The 21686-nt window shown below is 63.6% G+C and carries 20 protein-coding genes; 7 read left to right on the forward strand and 13 right to left on the reverse strand.

Going from position 1 to position 21686, the window contains the following annotated elements; genetic code table 11:
- Positions 1 to 37: 37 nt before the first annotated feature.
- Positions 38 to 1516, reverse strand: coding sequence for a glutamate--cysteine ligase (locus tag ACPUD7_RS02530; RefSeq protein WP_135541565.1), 1479 nt, complete (start codon positions 1514 to 1516; stop codon positions 38 to 40).
- Positions 1517 to 1673: 157 nt separating this feature from the next.
- Here ACPUD7_RS02530 and ACPUD7_RS02535 point away from each other — a divergent pair, with 157 nt between their 5' ends.
- On the forward strand, positions 1674 to 2846 hold the full coding sequence (locus tag ACPUD7_RS02535) for a M20 family metallopeptidase (RefSeq protein WP_425119028.1): 1173 nt from the start codon (positions 1674 to 1676) through the stop codon (positions 2844 to 2846).
- A gap of 135 nt (positions 2847 to 2981) precedes the next feature.
- On the opposite strand, the gene ACPUD7_RS02540 is transcribed toward ACPUD7_RS02535, so the two are convergent.
- Positions 2982 to 3950 carry an FkbM family methyltransferase gene (locus ACPUD7_RS02540; protein ID WP_425119029.1) on the reverse strand — a complete coding sequence of 323 codons (969 nt, stop codon included), beginning with the start codon at positions 3948 to 3950 and terminating at the stop codon, positions 2982 to 2984.
- A gap of 128 nt (positions 3951 to 4078) precedes the next feature.
- On the opposite strand from ACPUD7_RS02540, the gene menC reads away from it, so the two are divergent.
- Complete coding sequence (gene menC, locus ACPUD7_RS02545) at positions 4079 to 5203, forward strand: o-succinylbenzoate synthase (RefSeq protein WP_425119030.1); 1125 nt, start codon at positions 4079 to 4081, stop codon at positions 5201 to 5203.
- On the opposite strand, the gene ACPUD7_RS02550 is transcribed toward menC, so the two are convergent.
- From ACPUD7_RS02550 to ACPUD7_RS02570, 5 genes are read right to left on the reverse strand one after another with little or no spacing between them, the layout of a single operon-like run.
- Positions 5177 to 5440, reverse strand: a complete 264-nt coding sequence (locus ACPUD7_RS02550) for a hypothetical protein (RefSeq protein WP_135541573.1) — start codon at positions 5438 to 5440, stop codon at positions 5177 to 5179. The genes menC and ACPUD7_RS02550 overlap by 27 nt on opposite strands.
- A 9-nt stretch (positions 5441 to 5449) precedes the next feature.
- Complete coding sequence (locus tag ACPUD7_RS02555) at positions 5450 to 5599, reverse strand: hypothetical protein (RefSeq protein ID WP_167854468.1); 150 nt, start codon at positions 5597 to 5599, stop codon at positions 5450 to 5452.
- Between the two features lie 28 nt (positions 5600 to 5627).
- Positions 5628 to 6647: a hypothetical protein gene (locus ACPUD7_RS02560; RefSeq protein WP_135541575.1), complete on the reverse strand. Its 1020-nt coding sequence runs from the start codon at positions 6645 to 6647 to the stop codon at positions 5628 to 5630.
- A gap of 32 nt (positions 6648 to 6679) precedes the next feature.
- Positions 6680 to 6946 (reverse strand): hypothetical protein, encoded by a 267-nt coding sequence (locus ACPUD7_RS02565; RefSeq protein WP_135541577.1) that lies wholly within the window; start codon positions 6944 to 6946, stop codon positions 6680 to 6682.
- Positions 6943 to 10272: an FtsK/SpoIIIE domain-containing protein gene (locus ACPUD7_RS02570; RefSeq protein WP_135541579.1), complete on the reverse strand. Its 3330-nt coding sequence runs from the start codon at positions 10270 to 10272 to the stop codon at positions 6943 to 6945. Before ACPUD7_RS02570 ends, ACPUD7_RS02565 begins: the two co-directional genes overlap by 4 nt.
- A gap of 122 nt (positions 10273 to 10394) precedes the next feature.
- On the opposite strand from ACPUD7_RS02570, the gene ACPUD7_RS02575 reads away from it, so the two are divergent.
- A complete protein-coding gene (locus ACPUD7_RS02575) occupies positions 10395 to 10685 on the forward strand; it encodes a hypothetical protein (protein ID WP_205683378.1) in 291 nt (96 codons plus the stop codon).
- 58 nt (positions 10686 to 10743) lie between these two features.
- Here the strand turns inward: ACPUD7_RS02575 and ACPUD7_RS02580 are convergent, their stop codons facing one another.
- From ACPUD7_RS02580 to ACPUD7_RS02595, 4 genes are all read right to left on the reverse strand, one after another.
- A complete protein-coding gene (locus tag ACPUD7_RS02580; protein WP_135541581.1) occupies positions 10744 to 11652 on the reverse strand; it encodes a cation diffusion facilitator family transporter in 909 nt (302 codons plus the stop codon).
- Between the two features lie 184 nt (positions 11653 to 11836).
- Positions 11837 to 13573, reverse strand: coding sequence for a flotillin family protein (locus tag ACPUD7_RS02585; protein WP_135541583.1), 1737 nt, complete (start codon positions 13571 to 13573; stop codon positions 11837 to 11839).
- A 103-nt stretch (positions 13574 to 13676) separates the two neighbouring features.
- A complete protein-coding gene (locus ACPUD7_RS02590) occupies positions 13677 to 14138 on the reverse strand; it encodes a DUF3817 domain-containing protein (RefSeq protein WP_135541585.1) in 462 nt (153 codons plus the stop codon).
- A gap of 213 nt (positions 14139 to 14351) precedes the next feature.
- A complete protein-coding gene (locus ACPUD7_RS02595) occupies positions 14352 to 16343 on the reverse strand; it encodes a M28 family peptidase (protein WP_425119031.1) in 1992 nt (663 codons plus the stop codon).
- A 355-nt stretch (positions 16344 to 16698) separates the two neighbouring features.
- Here ACPUD7_RS02595 and ACPUD7_RS02600 point away from each other — a divergent pair, with 355 nt between their 5' ends.
- Both ACPUD7_RS02600 and ACPUD7_RS02605 read left to right on the forward strand, forming a co-directional pair.
- Positions 16699 to 17805: a VIT1/CCC1 transporter family protein gene (locus ACPUD7_RS02600; RefSeq protein ID WP_425119032.1), complete on the forward strand. Its 1107-nt coding sequence runs from the start codon at positions 16699 to 16701 to the stop codon at positions 17803 to 17805.
- Positions 17802 to 18689, forward strand: a complete 888-nt coding sequence (locus ACPUD7_RS02605) for an aminotransferase class IV (RefSeq protein WP_425119033.1) — start codon at positions 17802 to 17804, stop codon at positions 18687 to 18689. Before ACPUD7_RS02600 ends, ACPUD7_RS02605 begins: the two co-directional genes overlap by 4 nt.
- A gap of 120 nt (positions 18690 to 18809) precedes the next feature.
- Here the strand turns inward: ACPUD7_RS02605 and ACPUD7_RS02610 are convergent, their stop codons facing one another.
- Positions 18810 to 19013, reverse strand: coding sequence for a hypothetical protein (locus tag ACPUD7_RS02610; RefSeq protein WP_135541593.1), 204 nt, complete (start codon positions 19011 to 19013; stop codon positions 18810 to 18812).
- A 350-nt stretch (positions 19014 to 19363) separates the two neighbouring features.
- On the opposite strand from ACPUD7_RS02610, the gene ACPUD7_RS02615 reads away from it, so the two are divergent.
- Positions 19364 to 19663, forward strand: coding sequence for a DUF4235 domain-containing protein (locus tag ACPUD7_RS02615; protein ID WP_135541595.1), 300 nt, complete (start codon positions 19364 to 19366; stop codon positions 19661 to 19663).
- A gap of 4 nt (positions 19664 to 19667) precedes the next feature.
- On the opposite strand, the gene ACPUD7_RS02620 is transcribed toward ACPUD7_RS02615, so the two are convergent.
- Positions 19668 to 20555 carry a type I 3-dehydroquinate dehydratase gene (locus tag ACPUD7_RS02620; protein ID WP_425119034.1) on the reverse strand — a complete coding sequence of 296 codons (888 nt, stop codon included), beginning with the start codon at positions 20553 to 20555 and terminating at the stop codon, positions 19668 to 19670.
- 57 nt (positions 20556 to 20612) lie between these two features.
- On the opposite strand from ACPUD7_RS02620, the gene ACPUD7_RS02625 reads away from it, so the two are divergent.
- Positions 20613 to 21413 carry an alpha/beta fold hydrolase gene (locus ACPUD7_RS02625; RefSeq protein WP_425119070.1) on the forward strand — a complete coding sequence of 267 codons (801 nt, stop codon included), beginning with the start codon at positions 20613 to 20615 and terminating at the stop codon, positions 21411 to 21413.
- Positions 21414 to 21686 lie beyond the last annotated feature (273 nt).

Here is a 21686-nt window from a genome sequence, read left to right on the forward strand (position 1 = left end):
GTGTCCGATTGCGACCATTTCTCGGCAGAAAGCGCCCTCAGTCGGGGATGTCCCAGGTGTGGACCGGGGCTCCCGTCGCCTGGTTGGCCAAGTAGGCGTCCATCATCGCCTTCAGTCCCTCGCTGCGCTCGGTCGACCCCGGGGCGCTGCCCGGCGCCAGTCGGTCGAGCATGCGCAGCTGCCAGGTCGCACCGTTGATGCGACTCTCGGCGCGGCCCTCGATGATCGACATGTATTCGTCGATGACGTCATTGTCGATGTTCAGTCGTGACAGACCGCGCCTGGCCTGGGGTGCGAGCACATCGGTGACGAGGTCGGCGACGCCGATGCGCCCGATCTTCGGCCAGGTCACACGTGCCTCGATGCCGTCCTTGGCGCAGGCGAAGAAGTTCTCCTCCGCCTCGGCGAACGACATCCGCGACCACACTGGGCGGTTCTCTCCGACGAGGAATTCGGCGAGTCCGTAGTAGAAAGCGGCGTCGGCCACCATGTCGACCGGGGTCGGACCGGCCGGCAGCAGACGGTTCTCGACTCGGATGTGGGCGCCGTTGTCACCGGAGTTGTAGATCGGCCGGTTCCACCGCCACACCGTACCGTTGTGCAGGTTGAGTTCGAAGAGCTTCGGGGCATCCGCGGCCCGGAACTCGACGAAGTCCTTGATCTCGGGCAGCAGCGGCGGGAAGTAGCGGACGTTCTCCTCGAAGAGGTCGAACACGCTGGTGATCCACCGTTCGCCGAACCACACGCGTGGGCGCACCCCCTGGTTGACCAGCTCGGGAGTGCGGGTGTCGATGGACTGGGAGAATACGGGGATCCGGGATTCGTGCCACAGCTTGCGACCGACGAACAGCGGGGAGTTCGCGCCCATGGCCACCTGCGCCGCGGCGATCGCCTGCGAGGCGTTCCACGCATCGGCGAACCGGTTCGGGGCCACCTGCAGGTGCAGCTGCATCGAAGTGCATGAGGATTCGGGGGCGATATCGGCGAACTCCGCCCTGTACCGTTCGTCCCGGCCGAGTTCGATGCGCACATACTCGCCGCGCGCATCGATGACCGAGTTGCTCAGCGCTTCGTAGCGGTTCTCTTCGGTCATCCACCTCTCGTCGCTGAGGAACTGCGTGGTCAGCGTCGGCAGGGTCCCGATCGACACGATGCTCAGTCCCTCCGCCTCAGCGGCCTTCTGCGCCTTCTCCAGACGGTGGGCGACACCGGCCTCGAGGGTCTTCAGCCCCCGCCCGGCCACCTGCAGCACCGGGTGGTTGAGCTCGAGGTTGAAAGCGCCGATCTCTGACTGATAGTCGTCGTCGAGGCGATCGAGCACGTCCTTGTTGCGCAGGCTCGGCTGGTTCTCACCGTCGACGAGGTTGAGCTCGAGTTCGAGCCCGATCGTGCCCGCCGATTTGAAATCCGCATGACGAAGGTAGGTATCGAAGAGCTCGAGATTCTCTGCAAGCTTCTCCCGATACAGTGTGCGTTCTTCCGGCGTATACCGCTTCGAGCTGACTGCCTCACCCATGGAACTAGCAAACCACAGTCGGCGGGGTTTGTGGGCGGTGATGTACCTCGGCGTTCAGTCACGATGCGGTCAGGGAGCGGTCACGGCGCAGGTCGACCCCGGTCACACCATCCGGACACCGCCGAAAGCGACAACGGGCTCTCCGTAGAATCGAGCTATGACTTCGACCCCTGCATCCGGATTCCAGCCCACTGAACTCGTCGCTCAGGCGGACCACCGTCTGCCCGACATCCTCGCCGACATCGAACGTGTGATCTCGATCGAGACTCCTTCGAGCGACAAGGAGGCCGTGGCCACCGGGGCACGGGACTTCGCCGCACTGCTGCGCGACCGCCTCGGCGCCGAGGCGGAGCTGCTCGAGGTCGAGGGCACCGCCCACCTGCGGCTGCGTTTCGGCACCGGTCCGGCACGCGTCGTCCTGCTCAACCACCAGGACACGGTGTGGCCGCACGGCACGCTCGAGCGCATCCCCTTCTCCACCGCCGACGGGATCCTGCGCGGTCCCGGCAGCTTCGACATGCTCACCGGGGCGGTCATGAGCGTGCACGCGACCGCGATCCTGCGTGACCTCCTCGGCGAGCGCGCGCTGGAGGGGCTGTCGATCCTCATCACCGGCGATGAGGAGATCGGTTCGCTGACGTCGTCGGAGCTCATCCGCGCCGAGGCGGCCGAAGCCCGGGCCGTGTTCGTCATGGAGGCGAGCGCGAATGGTGCGCTCAAACTCGAACGCAAGGGCACGAGCAACTACGTACTGAAGTTCTCGGGCAGGGCCTCGCATGCCGGACTCGAACCGGAGAAGGGGATCAACGCGGGGATGGCCCTGGCCCTGACCCTGCCGCTCGTGGCCGATCTCGCCGACGCTTCAGCCGGGACGACGGTGGTCCCGACCGTGATCAGTGCTGGAACGACGTCGAATACGGTGCCCGCCGAGGCGCGGGTGGACATCGATGTGCGCGCCCGAACCGCGGCAGAACTCGAACGCGTCGATGCGCAGATCCGCGAGTTGGCTGCGAACCCGCAGGTGGACGGCTCGTCGACCGAGGTGCTCGGCGGGATCAACCGGCCGCCGTTCGAACCCGAGCAGTCGGCGGCGCTGTTCGACCGCGCCACCTCTCTGGCGGCCGAGCTCGGGCTTCGCACACCGGAGGGCGTGTCCGTGGGTGGGGCCTCGGATGGGAACTTCACCGCCGGTGACGGCATTCCCACGCTCGATGGTCTCGGTGCCGTCGGCGATGGGGCGCATGCCGAGCATGAGCACGCCGTCATCGACGAGATCGCACCCCGCACCGCACTCCTCGCGGCTCTCATCGCCGATCAGCTCGAGGGCTGAGTCGACGCCGCGCGCACGACTGCGCGAGAGGCCGGCCGACTCTTGTCATGAGTGCCGGTAGGCCCGTGTCGCGGCACCGGCCGGACCTTGTCGCGGGTGCCCGCCGGCCGCGTCCGGGCGATGGGGCCGGTGCGTTCAGTCGACGGGGTAACCGGCCGAGCGCATCTGCTCGGGCGACTTCGATGTGAACAGCCAGTCACGCAGCTGCGGGTCCGGCCGGATCGTCTTCCGGGCAAACAGCCGGTCCTCCCCGACGAGGTAGTAGTGGTAGCCGTGCCCGCCGAGGTGGCGCATGAGCTCCCGTGGTTTCGCTCGGTCGTCGAGGACTTCGCAGAGGATGTCCGGGCGCAAGGCGGCGAGGAATTCCTGCCCGTGGGCGAAGACATCGTTCTCACCGCCTTCGACGTCGACCTTCATGGTCACCGTCAAGTCTTCGCCCACGCCCGCCCTGTGCGTCTCCTCGAGCAGATCGGGCAGGAGTGCGTCGAGGGAGGTGAAGCGCACCTCGGCGTCGGAGTCGAAGCTCATGTCGGCGGAGTAGAACGACGGCAGGGCCGATCCCCCGTCACCGAGGGGCACCTTCATCCAGGTGTCGGGACTGCCGACCCCTGTGGGGTGGACGGTGACACGGTCGCTCAGTCCGTTGCGGGCGATGTTCTTCTCCATCCCCGCCACCACTGCGGGGATGATCTCGATGGCATGGGCGCGGGCCCGCGGATTCGCGGCGAGGACGGCCATCGTGAACACCCCGGTGTAGGCGCCGATGTCGAGGAACGCCTCGGCGTCGGCGCTGAGAGCAACCATGAGGTCAAGAGCAAAGGCGTCTTCGGGTTCGGTGCGTCGGCCGCGCCCCCAGTAGAACTCCTTGGCGATCTCGCAGCGAAAGGGCTCGACGAGGATGAAGTCGGTTCCACCGGCACGTCCGCGCACCTCGGTGAGTTCGATCGGAGCGGGCAGACGGCCGATCTTCACACCTCTGAGCCGCGGCGCGACAGTGCGCAGCAGGGGGTGGAGCATCGGCTGGGCGAGCGCCTTCTTCACGGGCAGTTTGAGCCCGAACCACGATTGTCTGCGCGCGGTGAGCGTCCTCAGGTGGTCTTTCATGACGATGGCCCCCTTGCCGACAGGACGACTTTCGCTCACACTATCAACCGCCGCACCACCGCTCCAGAGCCTGGCATAAGGTGGAGGCGAAGACCCACCCGCAGAGTTGCGCTTTAGGAGCCCGGCACATGAAACTCAAGTCAGTCACCCTTCACCAGGTCTCGATTCCGCTCGTGACACCGTTCGAGACCTCGTTCATGCGGGAGACTGAGAAGGACTGCTACCTCGTCGAAGCGGTGTTCGACACGGCCAAGGGTGAGATCACCGGCTGGGGCGAATCCGTGGCGATGATCTCCCCGCTCTACTCCTCCGAATACGTGGCCGCCGGCATCGACGTCACTCGTCGCTGGTTGGCCCCGCTGCTCTTCGACGTCGAGGACCTCACCGCGGAGACGGTGTCATGGCATCTGCGTCATGTCATCGGTCATCCGATGGCGAAGTCGGCTCTCGAGATGGCTGTCATCGAAGCCCAGCTCAAACTCAACGACCAGTCGTTCAAGGAGTACCTCGGCGGGGTCGTCGACTCGGTGCCCTCGGGTGTGTCGGTCGGCATTCAGGATTCCGTCGAGGAGACCGTCGACGTCATCGGCGGCTACCTCGAAGAGGGCTACGCCCGGATCAAGCTGAAGATCAAGCCCGGCAAGGATATCGCCCCGGTGGCCGCTGTGCGCAGGGCCTTCGGCGATGACTTCGGATTCCAGGTCGATGCGAACGCCGCCTACACCCTCGTCGATGCCGCCCACCTGCGCCGCCTCGACGAATTCGGGCTCCTGCTCATCGAACAGCCCCTCGGCGAGGCCGACATCCGGCAGCATGCTGAACTCGCGAAGCTCATGGACACCCCGATGTGCCTCGACGAGTCCATCGTCTCCGCCGAGGCGGCCGCCGACGCGATCATGCTCGGAGCCACCTCGGTGATCAACATCAAACCCGGACGGGTCGGCGGGTTCATCGAAGCGAAGAAGATCCATGATCTCGCCGCCGCTCACGGTGTCGCCGTGTGGCACGGCGGAATGGTCGAAACCGGTCTGGGGCGGGCGGCGAACGCGGCCCTGGCCTCTCTGCCGGGCTTCACCCTGCCCGGCGACATCTCCGGTTCGAACCGCTTCTTCCGCGAGGACATCACCGAGGAGATCGTCATGTACGACGGCAAGGTCGACGTCCCCACCGGCGTCGGCTTCGGCGTCTCGATCGACCCGGAAAAGCTCGAACGCTTCCGCACCGATTCAGTGGAGATCCTGCCCGGGCAGTGATTCAAGAGATGTAGCTTCAACGCGGATTGGGGATTCCACACCTCCGCCGGTCGGCAGGCTCATCATGTCGTTGATCGCGTTCATGCAAGAGGTGATCCCGAAGATGATCAACCAGACAACGAAGAGTATCGCGGCCACTTTCACACCGAGGAGGATCTGCCGCCCCAACCGAGACTGCTGCTCGCCGAAAGGCGGGACATTAAGCCGTTCGGGGAGGCCGAATTCAGGGAGATTCATATACTTCCTCTACAGTTCTTCTCGTGCGCGGGCAACTGTTGCGAGCGCATCATCGGCTTGCTGACTCAATCTCATGGCGTTCGCGATCAGAGGCACGATCAATTCTGACTCGACTTTGTCCGCCTGTGAGTCGTTCCAATTGAGCTTGATATCGCGCATCGACTTCCTCAACGTAAGAGCCGTGTCCTCAATCATCACTATCGACGCCTTCGAACCGCATCGGAATCATGTCAGCTCCTGCGTTCACCAAGGCTCGGAGCAGCAGGTGGCCAGACCGAACGGCTCCCGTAATCGGGTTGACGGTGACAGGGTCGGCTGTGATCAGGTCGAACATTGCCTCGTACGAATCTGTGCCGCTCAGCCCCTCACGTGCATCTCGAGCCCTGAAGTTTTCCAAAGACGGATTGCGCCTGAACATCGCGGCCCCTCCCTTGTCCCAGCGCTTGATGAGCATGTCAAAGGCGGCTGTTTCGGACTCGCTCGTTTTGAGTGCTCCTGCGTCTAGGACTTCGAGCAGACTTTGATCAAGCGGTGCGACTTGAATCTGTGAAGTGTCTGGTCTCAACAGGTAGGCGCTCCAGTCGGGCCCGGCATCCGAATCGGTTAAGACACCACCTGACATTGCAGACGGCACTGAAGACACTCCAGTCGAACCCGACCGAAATGCTGAAGACTTCGAAGAAGAACTGCTCAGATAGGCGCCGAGAACTCCCTTGAGAATAGACAGTTTCGTCAAAGCCGCCGTGGCGATGGCCGTCTCAGCGGCTCTCGCGCTGCTGAATGATTGGCGATACTCATCGAGCGCCGAATGAATCCGCCGTCGTGCGTTTTCACTTCGCTCCAACAGCCGACGTGTCTCGCGTTCTCGTTCCTCTGCCTCCCGGAGATTCTCGGACGCGGCGCGAAGCTCGCTCTCCGCTCTCGCCACCCGTGTTCGAGCAAATCCCACAGAATTCCCACTGTAACGCGGGTCCTCATCGAGAGCGTCGGCGAGTTCGCTCTCTGCCGCGGACAACTCGGATTCCGCTGAATATAAACGAGCTTGTGCCTTCACTCGGTCGCCGACAGCGGCATCGAGATCTCTCCGACGACCCGACACTGCTTGATCGGCATCGTGTGCACTTGACTGCAGAGAGCGATCAACATTGCGGGCCGAATAGTCGAATCCGGATCGGAATGCCAGCAAACTCGTCGACAGCGAGCTCAAGGCTCCATGGCTGGAGCTGACTTTCTCAGAACTCATCGCCCAAGGAAGTCCCTGAGTTGCCGGGACTTGGCATCGACTTCGCGAGAATGGTCAAACAGACTCTCGGCCAACTTCTTCAGTCCAAGAGTCGCGTCATGGACATCGTGATCAATGCGGTCTTTGACCCGATCATTCCAGTCGATCGTGCGAAGCGTGTACTCGAGTTCCTTGGCGAGTTTGACGACGTTCTCGCCGTTGCTGCGGAGCCGTCGTGAGAAGGCCTCGAGTTCGGGGGCATTGGCGTGGACACGGTCGCTCATATCGTTTCTCCTAGAGTCAGGGCTTTCGCCACCCAGTCCGTATCGTTCAGTACGTACGGAAGATACTTCTTCGTTTCTCCGGTATCGAGGTCGTAGTAAAGCATCTGTCCTTGGTCAGGACGGACACGAACGGTCGCCGATGTGAGTTGGCCGATGTCTTCGTTCGACATTGCGCCGATGAGCCGAAAGGAGAATTCGTGTTGAACCTTGCGGCTGAGCCTCTTCTCAAGTCCTTGAGCCGTATCCACTGTTGCGACGATATGCACTCCGACTTCTGGCCCTTCAGATGCGATTCTTTCGATCAGCTCGTGCAAGGAGACGCTTGGTTCGTCATCAAAGCTCATCGAAGTGGAAAAGCTGTTGGGGTCGAGGTCACGGGCCTTCTGGAGTCCATAGAGCGTGAGAAGGATGGGGGCGGAGGAGAAGTCCTGTTCTTCTTGCCGTCTGTCGATCTCTGCGGCTACGGATGCTAGCGCGCTTTCGGCATTCTTGCTCGAATACTGCGTTGCGACTCCTTGATCGACGAGCCCGTTGATGACCTGCTGAAGAGCGGGAAGAATGTGAGAGAAGGCGATGATCTCGTGCGTCATGAACGGATTCGACGCCCGCGCAGAAAGCCACAGAGCAGTCAACGTTCCGACAAGCTGGTGCGAGACATTGCGGTCGACGTGAATGATGTTGCTGCCGGCTTCCCGTTTCAGCTCGACGTAGTAGTCGGAGTGGAGTGAGAAAGCGTCTCCGGGACGAAGAACGACAGGCTTGCTTTGGCTCTGCGGATCCTCGGTCGAGCCAGGTGTGAAACGGCCCATTTCGGCCTCTTCCAAGTGGGCTTGCGTACCGCTTTCGAAGATGCGGGGCTTTCGAGTGAATCCTTCATCTTCGGCCTTGGCTCTCATAACGTCCAGCCTGTTTTTCCGGACAGTCGCGTCCTCGTATGCCCCCTTGAAATGAACGTTGGCAGACTCGCGCCCCGACTCGTTATTGAGGATTCCTTCACCTCGCGACGAGATGAGTCGGTGTGCAGGGTTGTGATCGTCCATCACAGTCATCGCATCTTCTGTGGAGCTGGGCAGCAGCACCCTCACGTTGAGCAGTTGGAGGGATTGCTTGTTGATTGCGATCATGCCGCTCAGAGTCTGGGAGCTCAAAACTATATGGATTCCGTGGCTGCGTCCTTGCTTGATGATCTGGTCCAAAGACTTGGCGGCAGCTTGTCCAATCCGGTCATCATCATTGAAGAGCACTTGGAATTCGTCAAAAAACACCACGATTCTCGTCATCTCATGACCGATGGCGCGATAACCGCCGATGTTCTGTACCTTGGTGGCTTTGAAAGTGTCCGCTCGGTGCTTGAGCTCATGCTCAAGTGACTGGAGAACGTTCATTCCCAACTCGCGTTCGCTCTCCACCGCTATGCAAGAAGCATGTGGCAACCCGTGCTCCGCGTAGTCGGCAAATTCAACGCCTTCTTTGAAATCGAGGAGATACAGCTCCAGTTCGTCTGGCCCATACATAGTTGTCAGGCCCGCCAGAACCGTGTGGATCAGCGTCGACTTTCCAGATCCAGGGCGGCCAACGATCAGTGCTCCAGTGAGATTACCTGAATCAAGCCGGAGAGTAGCGACTTCCGTAGCTCCTGACCGGCCGAATGGAGCGACCACATTCTCACTCGTACGGTTCTGCCACCAAGTTTCAGAGTCGCTCAGATCAGGGACCTTCAAATCCGGTCTCAGTTCCGACTTCGTGCCTCCTGCAACTACTTCGCTGAATTTGGAAAATGTCTTTTCGATCGCAGTATCGATGTCGAGGGTCCTGGAGCTCGAACCAATCTTGTCGACGATCTGGTCGATTACAGTGCCTCCATACTCTTCGCCGAGCTCGCTGATCGGATCGTTGCTCAGTTCCGTCAGCCACGCCGAGTCGCCGAGTTGAGAGGCAGAGCCAGGCGCAAAATCCGCGTTTGTGACAGCCATAGAATCCCGTGGCAAATGGCTGATATCGATACGGCGAAAGTCATCTGCGTCCGAATCGGTGTTAGCGGTCACAAGGGTGAATATTCCGCATTTCGGTCCATGCTCGATGATCCTCTGCAGTTGGTGGAGCATGTCGTCGTCGAACAGCTTAGGGAAGTCCTGCACGATCAAGAGCCGGTAAGCCTCGGCAACCTCGCCTGCGTCGTCGTTGTATTCAGCCAAAGAGCGGTATGTCCCACGAAGATACTTCTGCACCACGACTTCGATATGTGCAGTCAACGTATTGAGCAGGTCTTTGATTGACTCAGTATTGCTGCGTACCTTGCCCGAGATGAGCTCCGGATTGTAATCGCCCAATCGAATGAATCGTGAGACAGCGTTTCCCATGCCCAGCGGGTCGATCACACCGACCCTGAGATTCTTCGGAGGAAATGAGCACATAGTTCGAGCGAGGAAGTTCCGAACGACTGCGTCCAACGCTTCTCGGTCAGTCGCCTTTCCCGAATAGGGGTGAAGAACATTGCCCAGTTTCCTGATGTCTTTGAGAAGGGGCACTTGCAAGGAAGTTCTGGTGATCTCCGACAACTCCGGATTGTCATACCGCAGTTGAGCTATGTGTTGAGGGACGACGCTTTCCGGTGGTTCCCATTTCTGCAGCTCCGCATCTTCCCAAGATCCGACTGCTCCAGGACCGACTGACCGGATCACTGTCTGAAAAGATCCGTGGACGTCGTCGACCTCGTTGCTGAGTTCTGCGCCGATAGCCGCCAATTGCGCTCGGTACTTCGAAAGGTTTTCATTTGTGACAGCGTCGAAGTGCCCCATCTCCGAAGCGAGCATCTCCGCGGTTTCGTGTGCCATAGCGATGCAGTGCAATCGGGCACCCTCGAACGATGAAAGGCTGAGCGTGAGACGTCGGCTTACGCCACCGGTGAAAATTCGAGCCAAGTCAAGATTTCGACGGAGCAGGACGATGTCATCCTTCAACTGGTCGATCCTGGAGAAGTCGAAATCGATGCCGCCTTGCCCGCTCTGTCTGTAAGGCACCTCAAGGGGTTGTATGTTTCCGTCCTGATGAAGCTTCGTCAGGACGGACCATGCCCGATCGGATCCCGACAGCCTCTCTTGTAGCCAAAATTTGAGATCTTCGGCGAGCGTCGCGTGCGCATTGAGAACAGATCGTGTACGCGCGGCGGATCCAGACAAGTCGTTCTCGGCGTCGTTCCACTGCGATCGTGCACGTTTCAAGGCGGCCAATTTCCTGCTGGCGTCCGAAGACCCCTTCAAAAAACGATTCTGAAGGCCATCCGCAGCATTTGCGGCCTCGTTCGGAGCAAGTCTCGTGGTGTGCATCGATGGAGTCTCCCGATTGATCAACTACGTCGCCAGTGACTTTGATCCTACAAGTGTTCTGTCTTTTTTCACTATGAATTTCGAGTATGACCCAAAATGACGACCCGCTTCAGCAACGTTTGATGCCCCGGGCCCCTTGCCTACTGCCCGAGACCCACGACTCCGATCATCACCCGCACCAGTGCCACGATGAGGACGGTTCCGGTGAAGTCGAAGGCGACCCAGCCGCGCTCATGCTCGACCAGTTCGGCCTGGCAGCAGAGGCCGACCGCGTAGGCCGGGCTACTGAGAACGCAACCGGGGCCGGGATCTTGCTTCGGGGCCCGGGCGGCGAGTCGAATACGGTCGAGATGACCGAGGCGATCGTTGCTCAGCTCGAAGCCATCAACGCCGAAGAGACCGTGGCAGCCTGAGCAGGCAGTCGAAAGCGGTCCTCGCACCCACAAGACACCGCTGGCAAGGAACCCCGCCTCACTCGTGGGTGTGGATCTCCTCAGCGGCATCCTTCGCGCGGTCGAACTGGAAGGTCGAGTGTTCGATCGCAATCTTGTGGTGCTCGGCCAGGCACTCCTGGAGAGCCTTGAGGATGCGCGGAGCATGTCCGTCGTAGAAGCATTCGTCGGCGAGCACCACATGAGCCGTGAGCACCGGCAGGTTCGAATCGATGCGGGTGACGTGGAGATCGTGGACCTCCTGCACGTGCTCGACCGATTCGAGATGCTCCCGAACCTTGTCCAGGTCGAGTTCCTTCGGAGCGACCTCGAGGAGGATCGACCCGGTCTCTCGGAGGATCGAAAAGGCCCGGGGAACGATGAGGGCCGCGATGACCAGCGCCGCCACCGCGTCGGCGCGCTCCCAGCCGAAGAGCCAGATCGACAGCGCCGCGAGAATGACGGCCACGGACCCGAGCGCATCGGCGATGACTTCCAGGAATGCCGCTTTGAGGTTGAGCGAATTCTCCCTCGAGGAACTGAGGATGGCGATCGAAACGAGATTGCCGACCAGACCGATGGCCCCGAAGAGCAGCAGGCCCGGCCCGGGCACCTCAGGCGGGGCGAAGAATCGGCGGACGCCCTCGATGAGGCTGTAGACGCCGAGGCCCAACAGCAGAGTCGCCTGCGCACCCGCGGCAAGCACTTCGGCACGCTTGAATCCCCAGGTCTTCTGCCCACCGGCCGGTTTGTTGACCAGCGTCGCCGCGAAGAGTGCGATGCCGATGCCGATGAGGTCGACGGCATTGTGGCCGGTGTCGACGAGCAGCGCGAGACTGCCGGTGATGACGGAGCCGATGAGCTGGAAGACGAAGATCGCAGCGACGATGCCGAAAACGATTCCCAGCTGACGCCGCGATCCCGAACCATGCGAATGATCATGAGCCATATGAACCTCCCGACTCAACACATTAACATATGCACATGCGTTTATATACAGTGCCTGCGGTGACGTTGCTCACCCGCACAGAAGGGGCCGGGAACGGCAGCGGGCACCGACCAGATCGTCTGATCGGTGCCCGTGCCGCGTACACCGGGGCCCGCTGAATCAACAACAGGGTCCGCTGAGCCAGTCAGTCCTCGGAACGCGTATCGCCCTCGTCCGAGTCCGGATCCGAGTCCGAGCCCGAATCCGTGTCTGAATCCGAATCCTCTCCGGAGCCGCCGGCCGCTCCACGCTCGTCGAGGCGGCGCTTCGCCTCGTCGATATAGGACTGCACATCGAAGCCGGTCGCCTTCTTCACCTCATCGCCGATCCGGTCGAGGTCGACGCCGCTGTCATCGAGGAACGACTTCGGGTCGAAGCTCGTGCGGTTCGCCCGCGGCCCAGCAGACGCCGGACCGTCCGCGACGACCCCATCGACAACCTCATCTGTTCCCTCGCCCGAGGACGCAGACGAATCGGCCGGTCCTCCGCCCTCGGGCGACGAGGAATCGTCCGATCCTGCCGAACCCGCCCCGCCGGAGCCCTTCGCCTTGGCCACGAGATCGGTGAGGTCGACACCGGTCGTGCCCCGCACCACTTCGAGCACCTGCGCGAGGTTGTTCGACACGGAGTTCGCCAGCTTCGACTCTCCGTCGGTGGACACGATCGAAAGATCCTTGATGTTCGCGTACGGCGCCACGAGCTCGCCGGCCACGGTCGGCAGCACTTCGAGCACCTTCGACAGCACGGCCGCATCGTTGAACTGCTTGTACGCCTCGGCCTGCGCCTGCAGCGCCTCGGCTTCGGCTTCACCGCGCGCCCGGATCGCATCGGCTTCGGCTTCGCCCTCGAGCCGGATCGCCTCGGCGTCCTTCGACCGACGGTGCAGCTCGGCCGCGGCTTCAGCCCGACCCTGCGCCTCGATCTCGTAGGCCCTGGCATCGGCGGTCGCCTGCTGCCGATAGCGCTCGGCATCGGCTGGACGACGCACTTCGGCGTCGAGCTGTTCGGCGCGCAGCTCTGCGGCCTCCTTGGCCACCACGCGATCGCGTTCGAGCAGCTTCTGCTTCTCCGCCGCAGCGGCCAAGGGGCCGGCGTTGTCGGCAGTGGCCTGACGCTGATCGGCTTCTTCCTTCAGAGCGGCACGACGCAGCGCGAGCTGCTGCTGCTGTTCGGCGATCGCCTGGTCGGTCAGCGCCTGCTGCTTCTGCGTCTCTTCGTTCTGCTGCGCTTCCTCAACAGCGGAGGCGCGGCCGGCGTTCGCCTCGGCGATGGCGGCGTTCTTCGCCACCTCGGCGGCCTGCGGACGGCCCCAGTCGCGCAGGTAGCTGCCTTCATCCTCGACCGCCGAGATCTGGAAGGTGTCGATGATGAGGCCCTGGTTGTTCATCGAGTGCGCAGATTCCTCCTGCACCTGAGCGGCGAAGGAGGCCCGGTCCTGGATGATCTGCTCGACCGTGAGCGTGCCGACCACGGCGCGCAGCGTGCCGGAGAGGATCTCTTTCGAATAGTGGTCGATCTGATCCTGCTGGTCGAGGAAGCGCTGCGCGGCCCTGCGCACATCGTCCTCGGTGCCGCCGACCTTGACTTGCGCCACGCCGCGCAGCCGCAGCGCGATGCCGTTGATGGAGATGCCGTCGATCTCGACGGAGATCTGCCGCGAGGACAGCGAGAGGATGAACGCCTTCTGCACGATCGGATAGACGACAGAGCGACCGCCGATGACGATGCGACCGGTGCCCGAAGCGCCCGATGCGTTCCGCCCGGTGATGATGAGCGCCTCGGACGGGGAGGCGATCTTGTAGGAGCGGAGGATCACGAACAGTGCGATCAGAATGACGAGGACGAGGACGCCGATTCCTCCGGCGCCGAGTAGCAGGTCCATCAGTGGGCCTTTCATCGCAGTGGGGTGTGCCGTCGGCCGATCACCGGCCGACCCCACTCATCCTAAGCGAGCCCACCGACACAGAACAGGGCGGACCTGCCGATCATCTGCCCCATTCCCAGGGCGGGCCCGCCACGAGCAGACCCGAGAAGACGACGATGACGAAGACCACGCCGATGCCGATGGCCCACCACGGGTACCGAATGCACCACGAGGTGAGCTTCTCGAACCAGCCGACCGGCGCGCGACCGCGGCGGCCGAGCCCCCACTCGCCCTCGAGGGATCCGGTCTTCTCGACGGATCGCTCGAACGGGATGGTGGCGTAGGGGATGATCGCCGAGCCGAGCCCCGTGGCGATGCGCCGCTTGCTCCACTGCTGCGAGGTTCCGACGCCGATGACGGCGATGACGAAGCAGATGAAGATGAAGCCGTGGATGCCCCCGCCGATCCGCACCCCCACCTCGGTGGTGTGCGTGACGTACTTGAGGATCATGCCGATGATGAGCAGAGACCAGGTGACGGTCTCGGCCACTGCGAAGAATGTGAAGAAACGTTTTGGAGTCACAGAAGTCCATTGTCCCTGGTCGGGTTGGACGTGAGCTGAAGACCGCCGACCGAGCGGATTCGTCTCAGCGGAGCGAACGACCCCGCGGCGGCGAAACGAGCATCCGTACGGCGGCGACCCCACGCCAGCGAGTCGAATGCCCGCAGCTCCGCCGGGTGAATGACCACACGGGTCGGCGACCTCATCGGTCACCGACCCGTGGGTGTGTGATTCTCAGTCGCGGCGACGACGCGAGCCCAGAGTCATCAGGACACCGAGCACGATGAGCGCTCCGGCCGAGATGATCAGCGGCATGGCCTCGTTGCCGGTGCGGGGCAGGTCTCCCCCGCCACCGCCACCGGAGCCGTCTTCGGCGGCGACGACTTCGAAGGATCCGGTCAGCGGCTCGCCCCCGTCGCAGTCGACGGTGACGGCATAGGTGCCGATGTAGCTGTCGACCATCGAGTCATCGAGTCCGCGCACTCCGAAGCGTGCCGTGCTGTCCGCGTCGACCGTCGCGGTCTGCTCGAACTTCTCGATCTTCCCGTTCTGCGGGTCGACGTTCATCGTCGCCGTGGTGTCGGCGGTGCAGCCGGTGGCCGTGACCTGGACTCCCTTGTCACCGACGAAGGCCTCGGCCTCGATCGTCGTCGGATCGATGCTCAGCGCCCGCTCGGCAGGCGTGTCGGTCGGGGTCTGGGTCGGAGGATCGGTCGGATCCGTCGGCGGATCCGTCGGCGGGGTCGTCGGGGCGTCGACAAGCTCGTAGGCCAGCGTGTGCACGGCGAATCCGATCGCCGGAGCGAAGATGTCGATCGACTCCTTGCTCACGTTCTCGATCGTGTCGGTGGGCTGGTGGTAGTTCGTGTCGTGCTTCGCCCCGACCGTGCCGCCGAACATCTCGGCTTCTTCGGCGGTCTTCGTGCCGTCTGCGCCGGAGAACAGGCCGCTGGCAGGAATGCCGTTGTCGATGAACGCCTGGTAGTCCGAGCGTCCGGAGAAATCGGTGCCGACGTTCGGCTGGTCGATGTCCGCGAAGTAGTCGGTGAAGATCTTCTCGAGTTCGGCCGAGCCTTCGGGGACGTTGACGTCGTCGGGAATCGGCACATCGGAGCCGTCGGAGTCGAGGGTGCCGACGATGAAGTTGTCCGAGCCGATCATGTCGAAGTTCATGTACGACTGGATCTTGCCCAGTTCCGCATCGTCGAGGCTCTCGACGTAGTGGGTCGAGCCGACGAGGCCTTCCTCCTCAGCTCCCCACCACCCGAAGCGGATGGCGTTGTCGACGTCGGACGGCTGCTGAGCGAGCGCCTCGGCGCTGGCCAGGAGGGCTGCGGAGCCGGAACCGTTGTCGTTGACTCCGGGGCCCTCTTCGACGCTGTCGAGATGAGCACCGAGCATCTGGACGTTGTCGTGATCGCCCGCCTTGGTCTCGGCGATGACGTTCCAGGTCGTCGAGGTGGTGAACTCGGTCTCCAGGGTGAAGTCCGCGGTCGGGGCCTCGTCTTCGGCGGCCTCTTGGACCTGGGTGAGGACATCGTTGCCGATGTTGAAGCTCGCCCCCACAGTGGGAGCATTGCCCTCCGTGCGCTCGCCGAGGGTGGCGTTGAGCGCATCGTCGGGGTTCTCTTCGTCGTTGTTGTAGAGCAGGACTGCGGCGGCTCCGGCATCGGTGGCGGCCTGGGTCTTCTCCCCGAAGGCGCATTCCCCGCGGACGACGAGCACGAGCGCACCTTCGGCACTGTCATCGTAGTCGCCGGCCTCACAGCCGAGCTGTCCGCCTGCCAGGTCGCTGTAGTCGTCATCGACCGGCAGCACGATGGGCAGGTCGGTCAGCGGTTCGGTCGTGCCCTCGGTGTACTCGGCGGGTACGACCTCGAGCTCCTCCCCGTCGACGCTGACCGCGACAGTGGGGAACTTCTGCTGATCATGCTGGAAGGCCTGACGAGTGACGTCGAAGGCGCCTGTGGCCTCGAGGGTGTCCTCGACGTATTCCACGGCCTCTTCGTAGCCGGGGGTGCCCAACGCACGGAATCCTTCGTCCGCATGCGAGGTCGAGATGTCGGAGAGCTTCTGCAGATGATCCATCACGGCGTCACCGTTGACGCCCATGTCGGTGTGTTCGGTCGGGCCGGCGGGGCCTGCGGCCAGCGCCGGACTCACCCCGCCCAGAATCAGGCCGGCCGAGGCGGTGATCGCCAGCCAGCTCTTCGTGCGCAACTTCATGGAGTTCCTTTCGCTCCTTCGTCTGTGCCCGAGGAATCGCTGGGGAAGGCGCGCCGGAATCGACCGCTCCGACATGGCTGTCCATATCGGTGGCGGCCTCCACGACTGCGCTTGCGGGGAAGCTCGATTCTGACGTTCCGTCATGACTCGCCGTTGGTAACGAATCACATTCTTCTATAACGAAACGGTGACACAACTCACATTGGGCTTTAATCTAGTCGACATTCGCCGGGTTTAATGTCACGAATTGATAACAACCGGTCACTCGTTGATTTCATGCGCACTGGAGCGCGACCACGCAGCCCGCCGGCACCCGCCTGTACCGAACCCCGCGCGCCGGATTAGACTCGGGCCAGTGACGACCAACGACTCCGTCGGTGGGGCCCAGCAGCCCGCCTCACCTGACAGACGGACCATTCGCCGCTGGCAGCGCTACCTCGCCAACGAACGGCTCGAGGAACGCGTGTACCGCGACCTCGCCGAACGCCGCACGGGCGAAGACCGCGAGATCCTCCTCAGCCTCGCCACCGCCGAATCCCGCCACCAGGAGCACTGGATCACGCTGTTGGGCGAACATGCGGAGAAGCGTCGCTCCGCCGACCTCGTCACCCGCTGCCTCGCCTTCCTCGGCCGGATGTTCGGTTCGGTCTTCGTCCTCGCCTTGGCACAGCAGTCCGAGACGAGCTCTCCCTATGAGGACGACGAGGCGGCTTCGGCGGAGATGGCGGCCGACGAACGCATCCACGCCGAGGTGGTCCGGGCCCTGGCCGCCCGCTCCCGAGCCCGCCTGTCCGGCAACTTCCGTGCCGCCGTCTTCGGCGCCAACGACGGGCTGGTCTCGAACCTCGCGCTCGTCCTCGGCGTCGGCGCGGCCGGCGTGTCGAACACGGTCATCCTGCTCACCGGCGCCTCCGGTCTGCTCGCCGGAGCCCTGTCGATGGGTGCCGGTGAGTACATCTCCGTGCGCTCTCAACGCGAACTCCTCGAAGCCTCGACCCCGGATCCCGAGTCGCGGCACGCTCTGGCCGACCTCAACATCGACGCCAATGAGCTCGCCCTCGTCTTCCGTGCTCGCGGCATGGACGCCCGGGAGGCCGAAGCGCGCGCGAACCGCACGATCGCGGCGGCGAAGAACAAGCGGGCGCCGAAGCTGCCGGCCGTCGACTCCGGGGTCGATCGCGACGAACTCGGCACCGGCCTCGGCGCCGCCGTCTCTAGCTTCTGCTTCTTCTCCTCCGGCGCCCTCATCCCGATCCTGCCCTATATCTTCGGCATGTCCGGGCTGCCCGCCGTGTTCCTGTCCGCCGGCCTCGTCGGCATCGCCCTGCTGTTCACCGGCGGCATCGTCGGTCTGCTTTCGGGCAAGTCCCCCGGCCCGCGCGCGCTGCGTCAGCTCGGAATCGGCTTCGGGGCCGCCGCCATGACCTACATCCTCGGCCTGTTCTTCGGAGGTACCGCATGAGCGATCCGCTCGTCCTCGTCGATCCCACCACCGCGAGTTTCGAATTCGCCGACCTGGCCGCCGCGCAGCTGCCGGTCACCGATCACTCCGCCCATCGCGGGGACGGAATCTTCGAAACCGTCCTCGTCAGCATGGGCGTCGACGGTGCCACCGTCGTCAATCGGGAACGGCACTTCACGCGGTTCCGCAGCTCCGCCTCGGCGCTGGAGCTGCCGGATCCCGACGATGGGCTGTGGGATCGGGTCATCGACGCGATCATCGCCGAGGTGGTCGCCGCCGAGCCGGGAATCAGCGAGTTCGGGATCCGCTACGCGATGTCCCGCGGTCAGCAGGGCGCTGACGGACAGTTCCGGCCCCGCGGGTGGGCGTTCCCAGTTCCCGTGGACGACCACATCCGCTCCGCACGGGCGCAGGGCGTCACGGCAGTGAGCCTCGACCGCGGCTTCGACGCGTATATCGGCAGCAAGGCCCCGTGGCTGCTCATCGGGGCGAAGACCCTGTCCTATGCCGTCAACCAGGCAGCCGGCCGCTATGCCGCGGAGCATGGCGCCGAAGAGGCGCTCTTCGTCTCCCATGACGGCGTCGTCCTCGAGGGCCCGACCGCGAATCTCATCATCCGCCGAGGCGACCGCCTCCTCACCCCGGACCCCGAAGCGGGTCTGCTCGCCGGTACGACGCAGAGGCTGATCTTCGAACGCGCCGAAGAGGTGGGGCTGCGGGCCGAGTACGCCGATCTGCGCCTCGAAGACGTCAAGACCGCCGATGCGGCGTGGTTCGTCTCGTCGATGCGCACGGCCGTGGCACTGCGCGAACTCGATGGGAATGCGATTCCCGTCGACGATGAGCTCACCGCGAGGTTCCAAGCGATCGTCCGCGCGGGCTGAAGCCGGCGGCGCGGCGAGGCTCTTCGGCTGAGGCGCTCGACCGACGGTTCGTATGATCCGCGGGTCTCGCCGGTCGGCATTGCGTGTGGGAGGCAGGCAGGGATGCGCTGCCCCGGACCCTCAGGCCCGGGGCAGGGTGTCGGCGGGTGCCGACGAGGGGAGGGTGAAGGCGAGCACGAGCCCGAGGATGCAGACGGTGCAGCTGGCCAACCACAACGGCCAGAAAACACCGGACAGGCCGGGCAGCAGCACCAGCAGGAATCCGAGGCCACCACAGACGAACAGTGCGGTGACGATCCTCGTCTTCCACTTCCTCAGCATCATGCGCCTTTCTCGTCACGATTCGGCACGGACCTTCCCGCGTCCCACCGAATCGTCATCTCAAGCTATCCCGGCCGAGGTCATTCGCACATCCCCCAAAAGTATGAGATGGAGAGACTTTCTGCGATCAGCGCCGTTGTCGCGAGGCGGCGGAGACCCCGAGGCCCTCGAGAAGGAGGGGTTCTGCTTCCGAGAACATCGGTCTCGCGCACCCGAGTCGGTGATGTTGCGCGATCGGGGGACGTGCCGCCTGGCTTCGCCGGCACCGTCCTGCGTTAGTGTTGTCTCGGACGGACTTCGTTCACACGGCGCAGCGTCGCCGTGGGTTTGAGCTTCAAGGAAAGGACACGAGCATGGGAAAGCTCGCTTGGCAGATCATCGGCGTGGGAGCACCCATCGCAGCCGCATTCGTCGCTCGCAAGACCCTGACCGTCGCCTGGGAGAAGTCGACGAAGCGTCCGGCGCCGTCGAACCCCGTCGATGACGAGATCTCGATGTCCGAAGCCCTCGCCTGGACGATCGTCTCCGGTGTCGGTGTGGCCGTGGCACAGCTCGTGGTGCAGCGCATCGCCGCGAACACCGTGCGCAACAACTTCGGCGAGGAGGCCCTGCCGAAGAAGTTCCGCAAGCAGATCGAAGAGAGCTTCGACTGACCCCTCAGCGGTAGATCCGGTCATAGACCTCGGCGAGATCCACCGCATCGATCTGACCGGGCGCTGAAGCCGTGCCCAGCTGCGCGAACGAGGCGCAGCTGCCGAAGTCTGACCCCATGATTCGGCTGGTCCGCCCCAATGGGCCCATCGAGATCCCGAGCACGGGGCGGCTCGAGGACGCAGCCGCCTCGGCGGTCGCGTCCAACAGACGCAGCACATCGGCAGGAGTCTGCGGCATCATCGCCACCTTCGCCACATCGGCTCCGGCCTCGGCCATGGTGCGAAATGTCGCGCGCAGCTCTTCAAGCGGATCGGTGGCCGTGAAGTTGTGGTGGGACGCGACGATGGGCACGCCGTTCTCCTTCGCCGCGGCGATGAGCGCACGCGACTCCGCCCGGTCGATCTCCACATCGATCGCCACGGGCACGGTTGCGTTTCCGGCCCCATCTGCTGCTGCGGAACCGCCGGGGCCCGCCTCCGCTCCGGTCACACCGGTGATGAGACGCCGCAGCACCTCGGCGTAGGCGCCCTCGGTGATCTCGACCAGGCCTCCTTCGAACGCGGTGCGCACGGTGAGAAGCACCGGCAGCCCCGCCGCGGCCGCGTGCGGCAGCAGCCGCAGCACCCCCTCGGTGCGGGTGGCCGCCTCGGCGAAGAGGTCCTCGGGGTGTGCACCGTCACCGATCGCCGCCTCGGCAACAGCCGTCTGCGCGAGCAGCGGATCGATGCGCCATTCGATGGCATCGACGGCGCCCGTCGCCGCGGCCGCAGCGCACTGCGCGGTCAGCTCTTCGGCGTCGACGGCCTGGGTCGGCACGATCACGGCCGGCCGGAGGGGATTGCGCACGGCGGGCGATCCTGCGGCAGGATTGAGGAACGGCAGTGGTTTCATGATTCAAGCGTAGGCGTTCACCTCACGCCCGCGGGCAGGAGGACACGAGTGGAGACGATGCGGGAGCACACGATCCGCACACGCGATGGATTTCCGCTCGCGATCCAGGTCAGCGGGCCCGAAGACGGCCCCGCGCTGCTCCTGCTGCAAGGCCAGTCGAACTCGCACGAATGGTGGGCTGAGCTGCGCGAGGACTTCTCCCCGCAGTTCCGCACCATCACCTTCGACTACCGGGGCACCGGCGGCAGCCGGGGTGAACTCGGCGAACTCTCCACCACAAGCTTCGCCGCCGATGCCGCCGAGGTGCTCGACCGCCTCGGTGTCGAGCGCGCCGCCGCCTACGGCACGTCGATGGGCGGGCGGATCGCACAGATGCTGGCCCTGGACTTCCCCGAACGGGTCAGCGCGCTTGTGCTCGGGTGCACGACTCCGGGCGGCCCACATTCGGTCAAGCGCCCCCGCGAGGTCGGACAGTCACTCGCCCGTCTGCGCGGCCAGGAGCACACCCGCTACCTCTTCGATCTCTTCTACACTCCGGCGTGGACGGTGCCGTCGGAGTACAGCAAGCTGCTCGGCGATGCCACGATGACGCCTGCCGAATCGGCGGCCCACCTGCGCATCAGCGCCGGTCACAATGCCTGGGACCGCTTGCCCGAAATCAGTGCGCCCACGCTCATCGTCCACGGCGACGACGACCGAATGAACCCGGTCGACAACGCGCACATCCTCCACGAGCGGATCGCCGGTTCGCAGATGCTCATCCTCCCCGAAGGCAGGCACGGATTCTTCGAGGAATTCGCCGAGGTGGTCACACCTGCTGTTCTCCGCTTCCTCAGCGAATCGCTGCCTCGTTCCTGACTTCGCCGCCGGCGAGGCGAAAGAGCAAGCTCCGTTTCACCATCAAGAAATCACATTCGCCAGCAAATCCATTTAGGTCACAACTACCTGCCTCAACTGCCGATTATAACAATCAAGTAACGTCGCACCCTGCGTTTCCCCAGGTCAGAGCACTAGTCAAGGCCGCCACACCGAGTATTGACAATAAAAGATCTACCGAAATTCCTGAACAAAACTACAATGGTGGATCAGATATCCGTGTGCGGTGAGGCGTGTTCGCAATTGAACCAATCG

Source organism: Brevibacterium sp. FAM 24630 (assembly GCF_049804075.1).
In the GTDB taxonomy this organism is placed as follows: Bacteria; Actinomycetota; Actinomycetes; order Actinomycetales; family Brevibacteriaceae; genus Brevibacterium.